The 12,874-nt window shown below is 74.2% G+C and carries 15 protein-coding genes and 1 tRNA gene; 8 read left to right on the plus strand and 8 right to left on the minus strand.

Features of this window, described 5'->3' with window-relative positions; all coding sequences use genetic code 11:
- The first annotated feature begins 6 nt into the window (after positions 1 to 6).
- The gene (gene idi / locus GGG17_RS16525; protein ID WP_230082900.1) at positions 7 to 1,389 is read left to right on the plus strand and encodes an isopentenyl-diphosphate Delta-isomerase; all 1,383 of its coding nucleotides are present in this window, start codon (positions 7 to 9) and stop codon (positions 1,387 to 1,389) included.
- Entirely contained in the window at positions 1,386 to 1,994 is a 609-nt protein-coding gene (locus GGG17_RS10485; RefSeq protein ID WP_154593683.1) for a DUF2238 domain-containing protein, read from the plus strand. The genes idi and GGG17_RS10485 overlap by 4 nt, the downstream gene beginning before the upstream one ends.
- On the opposite strand, the gene GGG17_RS10490 is transcribed toward GGG17_RS10485, so the two are convergent.
- Genes GGG17_RS10490 through GGG17_RS10510 form a run of 5 tightly spaced genes read right to left on the minus strand, consistent with a single transcriptional unit; the run spans position 1,933 to position 5,819 of the window.
- Complete coding sequence (locus tag GGG17_RS10490; RefSeq protein WP_154593684.1) at positions 1,933 to 2,796, minus strand: prenyltransferase; 864 nt, start codon at positions 2,794 to 2,796, stop codon at positions 1,933 to 1,935. The genes GGG17_RS10485 and GGG17_RS10490 overlap by 62 nt on opposite strands.
- Positions 2,793 to 3,110 (minus strand): lycopene cyclase domain-containing protein, encoded by a 318-nt coding sequence (locus GGG17_RS10495; RefSeq protein WP_154593685.1) that lies wholly within the window; start codon positions 3,108 to 3,110, stop codon positions 2,793 to 2,795. Before GGG17_RS10495 ends, GGG17_RS10490 begins: the two co-directional genes overlap by 4 nt.
- Positions 3,107 to 3,436, minus strand: coding sequence for a lycopene cyclase domain-containing protein (locus GGG17_RS10500; RefSeq protein ID WP_311966600.1), 330 nt, complete (start codon positions 3,434 to 3,436; stop codon positions 3,107 to 3,109). The genes GGG17_RS10495 and GGG17_RS10500 overlap by 4 nt, the downstream gene beginning before the upstream one ends.
- Positions 3,433 to 4,323: a phytoene/squalene synthase family protein gene (locus GGG17_RS10505; protein ID WP_154593686.1), complete on the minus strand. Its 891-nt coding sequence runs from the start codon at positions 4,321 to 4,323 to the stop codon at positions 3,433 to 3,435. The genes GGG17_RS10500 and GGG17_RS10505 overlap by 4 nt, the downstream gene beginning before the upstream one ends.
- Entirely contained in the window at positions 4,320 to 5,819 is a 1,500-nt protein-coding gene (locus GGG17_RS10510) for a phytoene desaturase family protein (RefSeq protein ID WP_154593687.1), read from the minus strand. Before GGG17_RS10510 ends, GGG17_RS10505 begins: the two co-directional genes overlap by 4 nt.
- 109 nt (positions 5,820 to 5,928) lie before the next feature.
- Here GGG17_RS10510 and GGG17_RS10515 point away from each other — a divergent pair, with 109 nt between their 5' ends.
- The gene (locus GGG17_RS10515) at positions 5,929 to 6,432 is read left to right on the plus strand and encodes a MarR family winged helix-turn-helix transcriptional regulator (RefSeq protein WP_195849206.1); all 504 of its coding nucleotides are present in this window, start codon (positions 5,929 to 5,931) and stop codon (positions 6,430 to 6,432) included.
- Positions 6,433 to 6,475: 43 nt separating this feature from the next.
- On the opposite strand, the gene GGG17_RS10520 is transcribed toward GGG17_RS10515, so the two are convergent.
- Entirely contained in the window at positions 6,476 to 7,345 is an 870-nt protein-coding gene (locus GGG17_RS10520) for an SDR family oxidoreductase (protein ID WP_154593689.1), read from the minus strand.
- 215 nt (positions 7,346 to 7,560) lie between these two features.
- On the opposite strand from GGG17_RS10520, the gene GGG17_RS10525 reads away from it, so the two are divergent.
- The 5 genes from GGG17_RS10525 to GGG17_RS17195 all read left to right on the plus strand — a co-directional run bounded on the left by GGG17_RS10525 (position 7,561) and on the right by GGG17_RS17195 (position 10,912).
- The gene (locus GGG17_RS10525) at positions 7,561 to 8,265 is read left to right on the plus strand and encodes a GAF and ANTAR domain-containing protein (RefSeq protein WP_154593690.1); all 705 of its coding nucleotides are present in this window, start codon (positions 7,561 to 7,563) and stop codon (positions 8,263 to 8,265) included.
- 76 nt (positions 8,266 to 8,341) lie between these two features.
- Positions 8,342 to 8,415, plus strand: a tRNA-Lys gene (locus tag GGG17_RS10530).
- A gap of 141 nt (positions 8,416 to 8,556) precedes the next feature.
- The gene (locus tag GGG17_RS10535; protein ID WP_288797951.1) at positions 8,557 to 9,459 is read left to right on the plus strand and encodes a zinc-dependent alcohol dehydrogenase; all 903 of its coding nucleotides are present in this window, start codon (positions 8,557 to 8,559) and stop codon (positions 9,457 to 9,459) included.
- A gap of 2 nt (positions 9,460 to 9,461) precedes the next feature.
- A complete protein-coding gene (locus GGG17_RS10540) occupies positions 9,462 to 9,845 on the plus strand; it encodes a 6-pyruvoyl trahydropterin synthase family protein (protein WP_154593692.1) in 384 nt (127 codons plus the stop codon).
- Complete coding sequence (locus GGG17_RS17195; protein ID WP_195849207.1) at positions 9,842 to 10,912, plus strand: glycosyltransferase family 4 protein; 1,071 nt, start codon at positions 9,842 to 9,844, stop codon at positions 10,910 to 10,912. Before GGG17_RS10540 ends, GGG17_RS17195 begins: the two co-directional genes overlap by 4 nt.
- Here the strand turns inward: GGG17_RS17195 and ribA are convergent.
- Positions 10,852 to 12,207: a GTP cyclohydrolase II gene (gene ribA, locus GGG17_RS10550; protein WP_311966601.1), complete on the minus strand. Its 1,356-nt coding sequence runs from the start codon at positions 12,205 to 12,207 to the stop codon at positions 10,852 to 10,854. The two genes, GGG17_RS17195 and ribA, sit on opposite strands and share 61 nt — an antisense overlap.
- Positions 12,204 to 12,872, minus strand: coding sequence for an HAD family hydrolase (locus GGG17_RS10555; RefSeq protein WP_154593694.1), 669 nt, complete (start codon positions 12,870 to 12,872; stop codon positions 12,204 to 12,206). Before GGG17_RS10555 ends, ribA begins: the two co-directional genes overlap by 4 nt.
- Positions 12,873 to 12,874 lie beyond the last annotated feature (2 nt).

Genomic DNA, 12,874 nt, shown 5'->3' on the forward strand with positions numbered 1-12,874 from the left:
TCGTCCATGGAACGATCGCGCGACGCCATCTCGCAGCCCCGCGTGTCCGTGGTCGTGCCCGTCCGTGACGACGCCGAGCTCCTGCGCCGCTGCCTGTCGGACCTCGCCCGGCAGAGCGTCGCCCCGTGGGAGGTGATCGTCGTCGACAACGCCAGCTCCGACGGCTCCGCCGCCCTCGCCCGGTCGTATGGCGCCCGCGTGGTCGCCGAACCCGTGGTGGGGGTGCCCGCGGCAGCGGCCCGGGGCTACGACAGCGCGACGGGCGACGTCATCGCCCGTTGCGACGCCGACTCGCGCCTGCCGCGCGACTGGGTCGCCCGGATCGCCCGCCGGTTCGCGGACGACGAACGCCTGGAGGGCCTGACGGGGCCGGGGTCGTTCTACGACCTGCCCCCGCGCCTCGCGCCCCTGGCCACCGCGGCCTACCTCGCCGGGACCTTCGCCGCGACGGGGGCGGCCCTGGCCGGCATACCGCTGTGGGGGTCCAACATGGCGCTGCGGCGCAGTGCCTGGGAGCGCGTGCGGCATCTCGTGACGCGCGACGACCCGGGGCTGCACGACGATCTCGACCTGAGCCTGGCGCTCGGTCCGCGGGCTCGCGTCGCCCTCGACCCCCGGTTGCGGGTCGGGGTCGCGGGCCGGATGTTCCACTCCCCAGGCCAGGCCGCGCGGCGCGTCCGGATGGCGATGCGCACCCTGCGCCGCGGCTGGGCGAGCGGGGGGTCACCCGGCCTGCGCTGGGTGGACCGGCTCCGTGTCCCGATCGGCCCCGGCCTGCCGACGCCGGTGCCCCTGCCCGACGCGGCCGCTGCCGAGCAGGTGGTCCTGCTGGACCCGGCCGGCCACGCCATCGGCACCGCCCCCAAGCGCGCCGTCCACCACGAGAGCACCCCGCTGCACCTGGCCTTCTCCTGCTACGTCGTCGACGACCGCGGCCGGGTGCTGGTCACCCGACGGGCCCGGGACAAGGCGACCTTTCCCGGGGTCGTGACCAACTCGGTGTGCGGCCACCCCGCGCCCGGTGAGGATCTGGCCCACGCCGTCGTGCGGCGGGCGGCCGACGAGCTCGGCCTGGCCGTCGACCGGGTCCGGGTCGTCCTGCCGGGTTTCGCCTACCGCGCGCAGATGGCCGGGATCGTCGAGCACGAGCTGTGCCCGGTGCACGTCGCGGAGCAGGACGGCCCGGCCCTGTCCCCCGACCCGACCGAGGTCGACGATGCCTGGTGGGTGCCCTGGCCCGAGCTGCGCGACGGCGTCCTGGGCGGCTCGCTCACCGTCTCCCCGTGGTGCGCCGACCAGGTAGCCGAGCTCGCCGACCTGCCCGACGACCCGCGCCAGTGGCCCACCGGCGACCTCACGACGCTGCCGCCGGCCGCTCGGCATCCGTGACGCGCCACGACTGGCTGGTCCGGCAGGGGCGGTGGCGCTGGCCCGACGTGGCGCGCCTGCTCGTCGCGGCCCTGGTGCCGCTGGTGTGGGTGGTCTACGGCGCCCCCGCAGCCGCGGCGATGTTCCTGGCCCTCGGCGGGGCTATGGCGGCGCGGTTCCTCGACCTGCCGCGTCGGCACGACCTCGCCTGCCAGGTCGTGCTCGCGCTCTCGGCGTGGTGGGCCGCCGACGGCAGCTATGACCGCGTCCGGTGGCTGGACCTCGTCGCGCACGCAGGCTCGGGGGCCGCGCTGGCCCTGCTGGTGCTGCGTCTCCTGCCGCAGGCGCCGACCCGAGGTGCCTCGCCCGCGGCTGGTGAGCGCCGCCGCCGCGTGGCCACGACCACCCTGTCGGTGCTGGCGCTCGGCGTCGTCTGGGAGCTCGGCGAGCTGGCCGGGCACCTCTGGCTGGACCCCGCGATCCACGTCACGTATGCCGACTCCCTGTCCGACCTCGTCGCCGACGGCGCCGGGGCGCTGGTGGCCGCCCCGGTCGCGACGCGGGTCAGCCCAGCAGCCAGCGGGCGATCAGCAGCTGCGTCAGCAGGAAGCCCACGGCATAGTTGATCCACAAGAACCTGCGCCACCCGCCGTTGGCGCGCGGCGCCTGCGCGTCGCTCAGCGACCGATAGGGCCAGGCCATCCACAGGTAGGGCAGCACGAGCAGCCCGGCGAGCAGGCCCCACGTGCCGGTCGTGGCGAGCAGCAGCCCGGCGGCGGCATACAGTCCGCAGCTGAGCCGCACGGTCGCGCGCGCCCCGATGACGGTGGCGACCGACCCGATCCCCGCGGCACGGTCGGCGGTCACGTCCTGCACGGCCCCGAAGGCGTGGCTCGCCATCCCCCACAGGAAGTACGCGAGCAGCGCGACCCATCCCTGCCAGGGCAGCGCCACCCCCGCGAGCACCACGCCGTAGACCGCGGGCGACACGAAGTGCGTGCTCGACGTCGCCGAGTCGACGAACGCCCGCTCCTTGAAGCGCAGCCCCGGCGCCGAGTAGGCCACGACCGCGGCCACCGACACCGCGAGCACGACCCCGGCAGCGAGCGACCCGTGCGCCAGCAGCCACAGCACGAACGGCACCGGCAGCAGCACCGCGGCCCACAGCGTGACCCGGTGCAGCGACCGGTCCAGCACGATGCCCTCCACGCCGCCCTTGCGGGGGTTGCGCAGGTCGGACTCGTAGTCGAAGACGTCGTTCACGCCATACATGAGCAGGTTGTAGGGCACGAGGAAGAAGACGATCCCGACGACCGCGCGCAGGTCGAGCCGCCCGGCGGTCAGCAGGTAGGCCGCGCCGAAGGGGTAGGCGGTGTTGACCCAGCTCAGCGGCCGGGACGACGCGACGAGCCGGCCCAGCGTGGTCATCGACGAGTCCCCTTGTCTCGCAGCCGGACCCACAGCGCAGGGAGCAGTATGGCGGCGCCCAGCGGGTAGGCGAGGTCCTCGATGGGCGCGAGCCCGAGCTGGACCCCGCTGCGGTGCTGGTCGCCATAGTCGAACAGGTCGGCGGCGATCATGAGGTTGTCGAAGACGACCGTCAGCGCGGCCAGCCCGGCGAGCGTCAGCAGCATCGGCCGCAGCCACGGACCGCGGCGACCCGCCGGGACGCCCCGCAGCGCCAGCCACGCCCCGAGCGCCGCGGCACCCAGCATCACCGCGTTGACCAGGGTGAAGGTCATCGCGCCTCCCCTTGGTGCCGGGCCCACCGACGCCCGCCGCACCACAGGCACATCGTCGACCAGCACAGCAGCACGAGGAAGAACAGCTCCTCGACGGGGAGCTCCGGCGCCACCTGCAGACCGGTCATCCAGGGCGTGTCCCCGCGGTGGAAGAGCCCGAGCGCGATGCCGGCGAGGTCCCACACGACGAAGTAGCCGAGCCCGACCGCCAGCACCACGAGCGCCACCCGCGGCCGGTCCCACACGAAGAGGCGCCAGCGTCGGTCGATGGCCGCGACCCCGCCGAGCGACAGCAGCAGCGCGGCGAGGTAGGCGAACCCCGTCACGCCGACACCGCGGCCGGGGCGGGCAGCCGCACCAGGGCCCGGGCCGCGGTCGCCGCCTTCACCGGGGTGGGCACCCGGATCCGGGAGCTGAAGACGTCGTGGTCGGCGGCCTCGATGCGGTCCAGGATCTGGGAGTAGAGCAGCCGGGCCGTCGCCACGCAGCGCGCCGAGGCGCCGGGGAGCAGGGGGATGCCCCGGTCGGCCTCGGCATACAACGCGCGGTTGCGCTCGATCTGCTCGGCGAGGAAGGTGCGCCACTGCGGGGTCACGCGCCGCAGCGCCGGGTCGGCGCCGTGGGCCCGTAGGTCGGCCTGCGGGAGGTAGACGCGGCCCCGGTCCAGGTCCTCGGCCACGTCACGGATGAAGTTGGTCAGCTGGAAGGCCAGCCCGAGCGCGCGGGCCGGCCCGAGGGCGTCGGGGGTCGTGGGTCGCAGCACGGGCAGCATCATCTCCCCGATCACCGCCGCGGACCCGTCCATGTAGCCGAGCAGGTCCTCCCAGGTCTCGTAGCGCGTCGTCGTCAGGTCGGCCGCCATGGCGCCGAAGAAGCGGTCGAGGACGGCCTGGTCGAGCGCGCAGCTGCGCAGCGTGCGGACGACGGCGGCGAGCACGGGGTCGTCCACCGGGGCACCGTCGACCGCCTGCAGGACCGTATGCCGGAAGGCTGCGAGCCGCCGCTCGGTGTCCCGGACCTGCGAGGGCGTGGTCGCCCCCGGCTCGTCGACGATGTCGTCGGCGGCCCGGCACAGGGCGTAGACGGCGTGGACGTGCCGGCGGCGCTCGGCAGGCAGCAGCGCGACGCCCCAGTAGTAGGTGGTGCCGTGGCGGCGGGTGATCGCGGCGCAGCGCCGGTAGCCCTCGCGCTCCAGCGGGCCGGGCCCGCTCATCGGGCCCTGCTGCCCGCCGCGGCCAGGGCGTCCACGCGGTCGGCCGCGAGCTTGCCGCTGACCAGGACCATCGGCACACCGACGCCGGGGATCGTGCTCGACCCGGCGAAGACCAGCCCCGGGACACGCTTCTCGAGGTTGGACGGACGCAGCGGGCCGGTCTGGGCGACGGTGTGCGCGAGCGCGAAGGGGGTGCCGTGGGCGTGGCCGATCCGCTGCCAGTCCGCCGGGGTCCACAGCTCCTCCGCGACCACGTCGGTCGGGTAGCCGTGCGTCTCGAGGAAGCCGTGCAGGCCCTCGCGCATCGGCCCGGCCATTTGATCCCAGTCCTGGCCGCCGTCGAGGTTGGGCACGGGCTCGAGGACGTAGAGGGTGGAGCCGCCCGGCGCGGCCAGCGACGGCTCGGTGACGGACGGGACGGTCACCAGGCGCGAGGGGTCGGGCATGAGCTGCTTGCGGCGCAGCAGGGCGTCGAAGGCGGCGTTCCACTGCTCGCCGAAGTGGATGTTGTGATGAGCGACGTGCTCCGGCACCGGCGAGCGCGTCCCGACGTGCCACACCACCGCCGAGGGCGAGTAGGTGCCGTGCCGCACCGCGCGCGGCGGTCGCAGGTCGGGCAGCAGCCGCTCGTAGGCCACCGGCAGGTCCAGCGTGCAGACGACGACGGGCGCGTGGAGGCGCTCGCCGTCGGCGAGCTCCACGCCGCTGACCGCGCCGGTGGGGGTGCGCAGCACCCGGGTCACCTCCGCGTCGTACCTCACCTGCACGCCGGCGCGCTCGGCGGCGGCCGCCATGGCGACCGGTATGGCGCCCATGCCCCCCTCGGGGAAGTGGACCCCCTCGACGGTGTCCATGTAGGTGATGACGGCGTAGATGGCGAGCGCCGACTCGGGCGGCAGCCCGGCATACATGGCCTGGAAGGTGAACAGGCGGTGCAGCCGCGGGTCCTGGAAGCGGTCGCGGATCAGCGGCCCGAGCCGCCGCAGCGGCCCGAGCCGCAGCAGCCGCGCCACGGCGCGCGGCTCGGACAGCATGTCCGCCACGGAGTCGAAGTTGCGGTCGATGAAGTGCGGCATCTCCACCGCGTAGAGCTCGCGCAGCCACGCCACGAAGCCGTCGTAGGCGGCGGCGTCCACGCTCCCGCACGTCCGGCGGATCTCGTCGCGCATCGCCTCCTGGCCGTGGCGGACGTGGATCGTGCTGCCGTCGTGGAAGGTCGCGCGGTAGGCCGGGTCGAGGACCCGCATCGGTACGCTGTCGGCCACGCTGGTGCCGACCGCCCGCAGCGCATCGTCGAGCAGGTCCGGCATGGTCATCACCGTCGGCCCGGTGTCGAAGGTGTAGCCGGCGCGGCGGGACCGCCCCGCGCGTCCTCCCGGACCGGCGTCACGCTCGACCAGGGTCACCTGGTGACCGCGTCCTCGCAGGTGGCACGCCGCCGCCAGCCCGGCCAGCCCGGCCCCGACGACGATGACATCGGTCTGCGGATCCGGCATACGGTCCGACCTCCTGGGAAGTAGGATCGGGCCGCCTGCCCCTGCAGACCACGCCCTCGTCACGAAAGGTTCTTTCGACGGCTGGGTTATTCCACCATCGAAATTTGCCATGGTCAACCGACGCCAGCCCGCACCGGATCCGCAGCCGGGGAGCCACCTCGTGCGCGAGGTCGGGGACGCCGTCCGGCGGCTGGGCCTGCAGGTCAACTCCTACGTCGCGGCCGTGTCCCGCCGGACCGGCCACCACGCCTCGGACCTGCACGCGGTCGCCGTGGTGCGGCGCGCAGCCGAGCGGGGCGAGCCCATGGGTGCCGGCGACCTCGGGCGCGCGTTGGGCCTTTCCCCCGCCGCGGTCAGCGCCATGCTGCACCGCATGGAGCGCGCCGGGCACGTGCAGCGCACCCGCGCGGGTGACGACGGACGGCGGGTGCTGCTCGTCCCCACCGACCAGACCTTCGAGGACAGCAGCCACCTGTTCGAGCCCATGACCGAGGGCTTCAGCCAGGTGCTGGAGGACTACTCCCCCGAGCAGCTGGACCTGGTCGCCGAGGTCCTGGACCGGCTGCGGGACGCCACTGCCGGCGCCGAGCGGGAGCTCGGCCACCGGCCGTGAGCGCGTCCGCCTCCGGCGGGGAGGACGGGGAGCAGGGGGCGGATCAGAAGACGGGCTTGCCGCCCGTCACCCCGAGCACCGTCCCGGAGACATAGCTCGCCTCGTCGGAAGCCAGGAAGACATAGGCTGCGGCGACCTCCACCGGGTGCCCGGCCCGGCCGAGCGGCGTGTCGGAGCCGAAGCCCTCGACCTTCTCCTCCGGCATGGTCGCCGGGATCAGCGGGGTCCAGATCGGGCCCGGCGCGACGGCGTTGACCCGGATGTCGCGCTCGCCCAGCTGACCGGCCAGGTTGACGACCATGTTGTTGAGCGCGGCCTTGGTGCCGGCGTAGTCGAGCAGGTTGTCCGACGGGCTGTAGGCCTGGACGCTCGTGGTGATGATGATCGAGCCGCCGCGCAGCTCCTCCGCCAGCTCCTGCACCAGCCAGAACGGCCCGAACACGTTGGTCGCGAAGGTCCGCTCGATCTGCTCCGGCGGGAAGTCCTCGATGCGCTCGTGGGTCATCTGGTAGGCGGCGTTGGCGATCAGCACGTCCAGCCCGCCCAGGGCCGAGACGGCGGCCCGCGCCACGCGCTGGTTCTCGTCATACGTCCGCAGGTCCGCCTCGATCAGCTCGCAGGTGCCGCCGGCCTCCTGCACCGCGGCCTGCGTCGCCCTGGCGTCCTCGGCCTCCTGCGGCAGATGCGTGACCACGACGCTCGCGCCCTCCTTGGCGGCGACGACCGCCGTGGCGCGGCCGATCCCCGAGTCTCCGCCGGTGATGAGGATCCGCTTGCCGGTCAGGCGGTCCCGCCCCACCCACGACGACTCGCCGTGGTCGGGGGACGGCTGCAGGTCGACCTCGGAGCCGGGCCATGCCTGCTTCTGCTTGGGGATGGCGGACAGGTCAGGGGCGCTGGTGCTCGTCGTCATCGTCGTCCTCGGTGGGTTGCGGGGGGGGGAGGGGAGGTGTGGGGCCGCGGCTCGTGGCTGAACCGCGTGAGCGCCGACCGGTGCTGCTTCGTAGGCCGGTTCGCCCCACACGACACCCACCTACCCGGCCGCGGGGAGGCCTACCCCTTGAGACGGCGCGGATCAGCGGGCGCCGCGAGTAGCATGGCGCGGAGGATCGAACGAGGAGCAAGTGCATGAACCCGCTGCCACCTGAGGCCTCCCAGGTCTTCGCGCGGCTCAACGAGATCGTCTACTCCGGGGCCACCACCCAGGCGGTCTACGACGCCATCGTCCACGCCACCGTCGAGCTCGTCGACGGGTGCGACCGCGCGGCGATCCTGCTGCGCGACCGCGAGCGCCTCACCAGCGCCGCCGCCACCGATGCCGTCGCGCGAGGCATCGACGAGCTGGAGCTGAGCATCGGCGACGGGCCCTGCCTCGACGCCATCGTCGACGAGGCCGTGCAGTTCGACCCCGACCTCACCACCCCCACCGCCTGGCCCGGGCTCGCCGCGCGGGTCCTGGCCGACACCCCCGTGCGCGGCATGATCGGCTGCCGGCTGCTCATCGACGGGACCAAGGTGGGAGCCCTGGACCTGTTCGCCGACCAGCCCGGGGCACTGACCCAGCGCTCCGTCGACCAGGCCGCCATCATGGCCTCCCTCGCCTCCGTCGCGATCATGACGGTGCGCGCCCGCGGCGAGGCCGCCAACCTGACCCGTGCCCTCGACAACTCCCGCGCCATCGGCAAGGCGGTCGGCCTGATCATGGCGGCGCGCAAGGTCGACGACGACGAGGCCTTCCAGGTGCTGCGCAAGACCAGCCAGGACCTCAACATGAAGCTCTCGCTGGTCGCCGAGGAGATCGTCCGCGGCCAGACCCAGCAGGCCCGCCGCTGACGGGCACGACGATCCGCTCGCCAGCGCTAGACTGGCCCCTCGCGCCGACCACCACCTCCGCCGGGTGGCGGTGCACGGGCCTCTAGCTCAGCTGGTCAGAGCAGCGGACTTTTAATCCGCGGGTCGTGGGTTCGAGCCCCACGGGGCCTACCCCGCACCCCCCACCCGAGGAGGCTCGTCATCGACTCGACCGACCGCCCCGGCTCGGCCCTCGCCTACTGGACCACCGGGCCCGGCACGGGCGAGCTGCGCACCGAGCTGCTCCCCCCGCTCGGCAACGACGAGGTCCTCGTGCGCACCCTCGCCTCGGGGGTCAGCCGCGGCACGGAGCTGCTCGTGCACCGGCACCAGGTGCCGCCCGAGATCGCGCCGCTGATGCGGGCGCCTTACCAGGTGGGGGACCTACCGGGCCCGGTCAAGTACGGCTACCTCAACGTGGGGGTCGTCGAGGCCGGCCCCGCGGAGCTGCAGGGCCGGAGGGTGTTCTGCCTCTATCCCCACCAGGACCGGTATGTCGTCCCCGCCGCCGCCGTCGTGCCCGTCCCCGACGACGTGCCCACGCACCGCGCCGTGCTCGCCGGCACGGTCGAGACCGCCGTCAACGCCCTGTGGGACGCCGCCCCGCGCATCGGGGACCGCGTCGCCGTGGTGGGGGCCGGCATGGTCGGGCTCGCCGTGGCCCTGCTGTTGCGCCGCCATCCGTTGCAGCACCTCGAGGTCGTGGAGACGTCCGCGTCGCGCCGCGAGCAGGTCCGCACGCTCGGCCTGACGGCCGTGGAGCCGGACCAGGCAGTGGTCGACTGCGACCTCACCTTTCACACGTCAGCGACCTCCGCCGGCCTCACCACCTGCCTCGACCTGCTCGGCGTCGAGGGCGAGGTGGTCGAGATGTCGTGGTACGGCACCCGCACCCCCGAGGTCCCCCTCGGCGGGGCCTTCCACGCCAAGCGGCTGTCGGTGCGGGCGAGCCAGGTGTCCCGGGTCAGCCCCGCCCGCAGCGCCCGCCGCGGCTACGCCGACCGGCTCGCCGTCGCCCTAGCCGCGCTCGCCGACGACGCGTTCGACGAGCTCCTCTCCCCCGCCGTCGACCTCGCCGACCTGCCGGCCACCATGGTCGAGCTCGCCGACGGCCGGCGCGACGCCGTGTGCCAGCTCGTCACCTATCCCGACCCGTCCCCCGACCAGCAGGAGTAACCGTGTTCAGCGTCACCGTCGGCAGCAGGTTCATGTGCGCCCACAGCCTCCCCGACCCCTTCTTCGGGCCTGCCCAGCAGCTCCACGGCGTCACCTACGTCGTCGAGGCGACCTTCGAGCGGCGCGAGCTGGACGAGCACAACGTGGTCGTCGACATCGGGGCCGCCACCGAGCAGCTGCGGGCGATCCTCGCGCCGCTCGACTACCGCAACCTCGACGACGTCGAGGAGCTCGCCGGCATCCTGACGACCACCGAACGCATGGCGCAGCACATCGCCGAGCGGCTCACCGCCACGATGGACCTGACCGGCCTGCACGCCGTGCAGGTGCTGCTGCGCGAGCACGCCGACGCCTGGGCGAGCTACCGCATCGACCTGTCGGCGTGACCTCGGTCGGGTTCGTCATACCGGACCTCGGGCGACCCTCCGGGGGCTCGACCTATGACGACCAGGTGGTGCGGGCCTGGCCGCCCGAGGGACCCCCTGTGCACCCGATCGCCGTGCCGCACCCGACCCCGCCCGACACGCTCGCGGTGGCGCTGCGCCGGCACCCCGTGACGCTCGTGGACGGGCTCGTCGGCTCCGAGCACCCGGACGTCCTGGCCGAGGCGGCCGAGGACGGGCACGCGGTGGTGCTGCTCGTTCACCTGCCGCGACCCGCGGACTCGGGCCTGACCGACGACGACCGCGAGCGGCTGGCCGGGCTCGAGGCCGCGGCGCTGCGCACGAGCCAGGGGGTCGTCGTGCCGAGCCGGTGGGCGGCCGCGGACCTGGAGCGTCGCTACGGGGTGGCGGGGGCGGTCGTGGCCGTGCCGGGCGTGGCCCCGGCTCCGCTCTCCGAGCCGCACCGGGTGCCGGTCATCGTGCAGGTCGGGGCGATCGGGCCGCTCAAGAACCAGCTGCTGACGGCCGAGGCGCTGCTCGCCTCCGGGGACCTGGGGCTGTGCGTGCGGTTCGTGGGTCCGGTGCTCGATCAGCCGTATGCCGATCGGCTCGCCGAGTCCCTCCGGCCGCTGGGTTCACGGGCGCAGGTCCACCCCGGCACCGACGCCGCCGGGGTCGCCGCGCTCCTCGCCGAGGCTCACCTCGTGGTCAGCGTCGCGACCACCGAGACCTACGGCCTGACCGTCACCGAGGGGCTGGCGCGCGGGCTGCCGGCGCTGGTCGGGCGGGGCACCGGCGCCGAGGAGGCCCTGGCCGCGGCCTTGTCGGACCCGCAGGACCTGCCGGGGGCTGCCGTGGCCACGGACGACCCGCAGGAGCTGACCATAGCGCTGCGTACCTTCGTGCAGGACAGCACGACCCGCGCACGATGGCGCGCCGCCGCCGAGGTCGCCCGAGGGCGGCTGCCGCGGTGGGACGACACCGCCCGCACCATCGCCGCAGCGTGCGGTCAGCGCATGACCAGCTCCGTGCAGACGTCGTCGCCCAGCACGAACCTGCGCGAGGGGTGACGAGGGGCGTCGCCGATCTGGGACGCTGGTTGCACCCGCAGCCCTGGCACACCGTCGCCGAGCAGGACGGGCACCGTGGTGACGTAGAGCCGGTCGAGCTCCCCCGCGTCGGCGAACCGTGACACGGTGCGCCCGCCCCCCTCGACGAGTACCCGCCCGAGGCCACGCGCCCGCAAGGTCGCCACCACCTCGGCCGGCGCGAAGTCCGTCGTCGGCAGCCGCAGCACGGTCACGTGGTCGGCGACCCCGGGCACCTGCGCGTCCGGACCCACGAGCCACAGCGTCGGCGAGGTGGCCTCCACGAGGACGGTGGCGTCGTGCGGCACCCGGGCATGGGGGTCGAGGACGACCCGCGTCGGGTGGGGGCCGCTTACCTCTCGCACGGTCAGCTGCGGGTCGTCGGCCACGACGGTGCCGGCGCCGACGACCACGGCGTCGACCAGAGCCCGCAGCCGGTGCAGGTGCTCGTGGTCCGCGGCGCCGGACAGGCCCGCGCCGTCGCCGGACCGGGTGGCGATGAAGCCGTCCAGGCTCTGCGCCATCTGCGCGACCACCGCCGTCGGCTGCGCGACGAGCGGGCCGTAGCGCTCCACCAGCTGAAGGTCCTCGCTGGACGATGCGGAGACCGGCACGCGCCCGTCGAGCAGCTCCTGCCACACCGACGCCTCGGGAGGGGCGTCGTGCCGCATCCGGGCCCGCTTGGTGTGCAGGTAGAAGACGCTGTCCGGGGGCTCGGGGACGAACATGCCGGTCCGCTCGACCACCTGGATGCCGAGCGCGGCGAGCGCCTCCTCCTTGCCGGGGTTGGAGCTCATGAGCCGGATCCGCGGCAGGCCGAGGTCAGCCAGGATCGCAGCCGCCTGGCCATAGTCACGGGCGTCGCTGGGGTGCCCGAGCGCCAGGTTGGCATCGACCGTGTCGACCCCGGCGTCCTGCAGCCGATAGGCCTTGAGCTTCTCGAGCAGCCCGATCCCCCGGCCCTCGTGGCCGCGGACGTAGACCAGGACCCCGAGACCCTCGCCGGCGATGCGCGCGAGCGCGGCGTCGAGCTGCACCCCGCAGTCGCAGCGCCACGAGCCGAGCCCGTCGCCGGTGAGGCACTCCGAGTGCAGCCGCACCAGGGGCGGGACGTCCGGGACGGCGTCGTCGTGCACCCCGACGCTCAGCGCGACGTGCTCGGTGCCGTCATACCCGAGGTAGCCGACCATGCGGAAGGTGCCGTGCCGCGTGGGCAAGACCGTCTCCACCACGCGCTCGACGACCTCGCCGGTGCCTGGCGTCGGCGACGCGGTCACCATGCCGCCTCCGTCCGGGCCGGCACCGGCAGGTGCTCGCCGGGATCCCCGAGGTGGGGCACGACAGCCACCGCCCCGGCCGCCACCAGCTCCGCACGTCGCCGTGGGTCGCTGCTCACCCCGATGCCTCGCACACCCGCCCTGGACGCCGCAACCATGTCGCTCACACTATCGCCGTAGAACGCGGTGCGGTCCGTTGCCGACCCGAGGACCGCCATCGCGTCCAGGAGCAGCGCAGGCTCCGGCTTGAGCCGATCCACGTCGGCACCGTGGCGGGCCGCCACGTGGTCGACGAGAGACAGGACGCCGCACTGCTGGAGGGCGGCCCGGACCGCCTCGTCGGCGTTGTTGGAGACGACGGCGACGGCATACCCCTCGTCGTGGGCCCCGTGCAGGAAGGCGACCGCGCCGGGGGCCGGGAGGGCCTGCCGGGCAGCGCGGACCTCGGCCGCGGTAGCCCGACGCTCCAGCTCGGGCAGCAGCTCCGGCGCCAGCTCGCGCACCGAGCGGAGCACCTGCACGTGGTCGACCGCCGCCTCGAGCCGGCAGCCCGTGCGCGTGGCCAGGACGCCCGCGATCTCCTCGGCGAGCACCAGGTGAGCGGGGTCCGGAAAGAGCTTGGTCAACGGGCCGTCGAGGTCGATCAGCAGGGTCGCGGAAGGCATCC

This window comes from Arsenicicoccus cauae, from assembly GCF_009707125.1.
GTDB lineage: Bacteria > Actinomycetota > Actinomycetes > Actinomycetales > Dermatophilaceae > Arsenicicoccus > Arsenicicoccus cauae.

Bases quoted from the DNA above. Each gene is read 5' to 3' on its own strand.
- idi (WP_230082900.1), top strand. From the start codon at position 7: ATGGAACGATCGCGCGACGCCATCTCGCAGCCCCGCGTGTCCGTGGTC.
- GGG17_RS10490 (WP_154593684.1), bottom strand. From the start codon at position 2,796: ATGACCACGCTGGGCCGGCTCGTCGCGTCGTCCCGGCCGCTGAGCTGG.
- GGG17_RS10495 (WP_154593685.1), bottom strand. From the start codon at position 3,110: ATGACCTTCACCCTGGTCAACGCGGTGATGCTGGGTGCCGCGGCGCTC.
- GGG17_RS10505 (WP_154593686.1), bottom strand. From the start codon at position 4,323: ATGAGCGGGCCCGGCCCGCTGGAGCGCGAGGGCTACCGGCGCTGCGCC.
- GGG17_RS10510 (WP_154593687.1), bottom strand. From the start codon at position 5,819: ATGCCGGATCCGCAGACCGATGTCATCGTCGTCGGGGCCGGGCTGGCC.
- GGG17_RS10515 (WP_195849206.1), top strand. From the start codon at position 5,929: ATGGTCAACCGACGCCAGCCCGCACCGGATCCGCAGCCGGGGAGCCAC.
- GGG17_RS10520 (WP_154593689.1), bottom strand. From the start codon at position 7,345: ATGACGACGAGCACCAGCGCCCCTGACCTGTCCGCCATCCCCAAGCAG.
- GGG17_RS10525 (WP_154593690.1), top strand. From the start codon at position 7,561: ATGAACCCGCTGCCACCTGAGGCCTCCCAGGTCTTCGCGCGGCTCAAC.
- GGG17_RS10555 (WP_154593694.1), bottom strand. From the start codon at position 12,872: ATGCCTTCCGCGACCCTGCTGATCGACCTCGACGGCCCGTTGACCAAG.